Source organism: Halobellus sp. H-GB7, from assembly GCF_030848585.1.
Classification (GTDB): domain Archaea; phylum Halobacteriota; class Halobacteria; order Halobacteriales; family Haloferacaceae; genus Haloquadratum; species Haloquadratum inordinatus.
Genome location: NZ_JAVDDW010000035.1, coordinates 1 through 1,098 on the forward strand (window position 1 = coordinate 1; position 1,098 = coordinate 1,098).

Below are 1,098 nucleotides of genomic sequence, written 5' to 3' on the forward strand. Positions count from 1 at the left end.
GAGTGGTCAGCGCTATGTTTGTGCTTTCAGAGCGCGTAAGGGAACGTAATGACGACAGGTCGTCGGATAGAAGTGGTGAGGAAACTGTCGGGAGAGCAACTTGATACGGCTATTAATGATGCCCAGAAGGCGGACGAGACACGTCTCGTCCGGCGACTCTGTTTCATCAAGAATCTCTATTTCGGTGACTCAACAAAAATAGCAGCTCAGCGTGTTGGTGTCTCACGGTTTACTGGTGATCGATGGCTCGCAGAATGGAATGAAGATGGTGTTGACGGACTCCGTCCGAGCTTCGCGGGCGGCCGCCCCGCGAAGCTCTCTCCTGACCAGTTCGAGGAGTTCTTCACACTCCTTGAGGAGGGCCAACCCTGGACACCACAGGAGATCGACGACCTTCTGTGGGAGCGCTACGGCGTCTCCTACGACCGTGCTCACTTAGCACGCATTCTCCGCGCAGACGGGATGCAGTATGCCAAGCCCCGACCGATGGATTCGCGGCAACCGCCTGATGCGGAGGAGGATTTTCGCGAGCGCCTAGGAGAGGCGCTCGCGAAAGACAATGATGAGCCACTTGTCCTCGGGTTCCTTGATGTATCGTGGCCACAGCCGTTCGAGAACTCTCAACGTATGTGGTCGTATGACCGAACCGTGGAAATCGACAAACCAATGGTGGCAGTTCCCTGGAAAACCATCGGGTTCTACGCACTACTCGGCAACAGCACACTCATCTTCCGAGAGCGGAAAACAAAGGAGAGTATCTGTGCAGCGTTGGAGGCGATTCGTGAGCAGAATCCGGTCGGGCGGATTCTGCTCATCGCCGACAACGATGGTGGTCATCATGCAAAGCTCACGCAGAAACGGGCCGACGAACTCGGCATCGAGTTCGTCTTCCTGCCACCGTACTCACCAATGTTCAATGCAATTGAGCCGCTCTGGAAAAGCCTGAAGCGAAGGATTTCGCCGACGATCTTTGAGGGCAAAGATCACTTCGAGCAGTTCGTTACTGACACATTCTTAGACCTATCGAAGCGTCTTAGCTTTGCAAACGGTTGGATCGAGAAGTTCCTCCCGAACGTGCAAATGTTACGCTGACCACTC

1 protein-coding gene is annotated in these 1,098 nt (G+C 54.6%); it reads left to right on the forward strand.

All coding sequences use genetic code 11. The features are described 5' to 3' along the window. Positions 1 to 48 precede the first annotated feature (48 nt). The gene (locus RBH22_RS17795; protein ID WP_306678752.1) at positions 49 to 1,092 is read left to right on the forward strand and encodes an IS630 family transposase; all 1,044 of its coding nucleotides are present in this window, start codon (positions 49 to 51) and stop codon (positions 1,090 to 1,092) included. Positions 1,093 to 1,098: the final 6 nt, after the last annotated feature.